Genomic DNA, 1,818 nt, shown 5'->3' with positions numbered 1-1,818 from the left:
AAAAGGACTGCCAGCCGCGCGCCGACCTGGTTTAGGTCGACCCGGGCTCCTTGGTGGACGGTTGGTGCGTCCAGGCGGCTGGCATAGGTGTGCCACAGTTTCCCGACGGTTTCTTCGGGTTCCCATGGCTCGAATTCGATCTTGGTCACCACTGGCCTCACCCGTAAATCGCAGTGACAAGATCGAGGAGCCCGCGTTTGACATCCGCATCGTCGGTCAGCGGCTCGATCATCGCGGCCAGAATGGCGCGTTGGACCGGCATGCCCTGACGGATCAGCGTTGCGGCGTAAATCACGAGGCGGGTCGAGACGCCCTCTTCGAGGTCCTGACCCTTGAGGTCGCGCAGCTTGCCGGCCAGGCGGACAAGCGTCTTGACGCGGTCCTCGTCCAGGCCGGATTCGCGCATCACCACCGAGACCTCGAAGGCCGGGGCGGGGAAGTCGAACTCAAGGCTGATGAAGCGCTGGCGCGTCGACGGTTTCAGCGTCTTGAGAATGTTCTGGTAGCCGGGGTTGTAGCTGGCCACCAGCATGAAGCCGGGGGCGGCCTCCAGTTCTTCGCCGGTGCGGTCGATCGGCAGGATGCGCCGGTCGTCGGTCAGCGGGTGCAGCACGACGGTCACGTCCTTGCGCGCCTCGACCACCTCGTCCAGGTAGCAGATCGCGCCTTCGCGCACCGCGCGGGTCAGCGGGCCGTCGACCCAGACGGTTTCGCCGCCCTTCAGCAGGTAACGCCCGATCAGGTCGGCCGCCGACAGGTCGTCATGGCAGGCCACCGTGTACAGCGGACGGCCCAGCCGCGCCGCCATGTGGGCGACAAAGCGGGTCTTGCCGCAGCCCGTCGGCCCCTTCAGCAGGACCGGCAGATCGTTTGCGCTGGCGGCCGCGAAGATCTCGCACTCGTCGCCCTGCGCCAGGTAGAAGGGGGCGTCAGCCGCCCCCTCCAGGGTGATATGTCCGTCCATCACCTTCACTCCGCCGGGGTCCCGGCCGTGCCTTGGGCGATGACTTCCTTGCGCGGTGCCAGCAGCGCGTAGATGAACAGCAGCGCGCCGATCACCACCGCCAGGCCCGAGCCAAAGCGCATCACATAGAAGATCCACAGCTGGTCCTGCACGTCCATGAAGAACTCGCCGTTGACGCGCTGCAGGTGGGTCTGAACCGTGCCCGCAAAGGTCAGCGTGAAGGTCATGAACACCATGCCGCCCGACATCAGCCAGAACGAGGCCATGTTGAGCACCTGGTTGTAGGGATCACGCCCCTTCAGCACCGGCATCGCGTAGCTGAAGATCGCCAGGTTCAGTGCCACATAGGCCCCGAAGAACGCCAGGTGGCCGTGCGCCGCGGTGATCTGCGTGCCGTGGGTGTAGTAGTTCACCCCGTGCAGCGTATGCAGGAAGCCCCACACACCCGCGCCAAAGAAGGCCAGCGTCGCGCAACCCAGGCTCCACAGCAGGGCCGCCTTGTTGGGGTGGTCGCGACGGCCCTTCCAGACCATGACAAAGGCAAAGGCCATCATCGCGAAGAAGGGAACGATCTCAAGCGAGCTGAAGATCGAGCCGATCCACTGCCAGTAACCGGGCGTGCCGATCCAGTAGTAGTGGTGACCGGTCCCCAGGATCCCCGAGAACAGCGCCAGCGCGGCAATGACGTACAGCCATTTTTCCACGACCTCGCGGTCCACGCCCGTCAGTTTCAGCATCAGGAAGGCCAGGATCGAAGCCATCACCAGTTCCCAGGTGCCTTCCACCCACAGGTGGACGATGTACCACCAGTACATCTTGTCCAGCGCCAGGTTGGCCGGGTTCACGAAGGCAAA

General features: G+C 64.6%; 2 protein-coding genes. Both read right to left on the bottom strand.

All coding sequences use genetic code 11. The features are described 5' to 3' along the window. Window positions 1–157: 157 nt before the first annotated feature. Complete coding sequence (locus E7681_RS18585) at window positions 158–964, bottom strand: CbbQ/NirQ/NorQ/GpvN family protein (protein WP_136340756.1); 807 nt, start codon at window positions 962–964, stop codon at window positions 158–160. Window positions 965–969: 5 nt separating this feature from the next. Beyond that, the coding region (locus tag E7681_RS18580) for a cbb3-type cytochrome c oxidase subunit I (protein ID WP_211089838.1) at window positions 970–1,818 on the bottom strand (849 nt) is incomplete at its 5' end.

Origin of the sequence: Thalassobius vesicularis, assembly GCF_004799325.1 — a bacterium.
GTDB classification, from domain to species: Bacteria; Pseudomonadota; Alphaproteobacteria; order Rhodobacterales; family Rhodobacteraceae; genus Thalassobius; species Thalassobius vesicularis.
The sequence above is the reverse complement of the archived record's forward strand: the minus strand, read 5'-3'. Positions and strand labels throughout refer to the sequence as shown.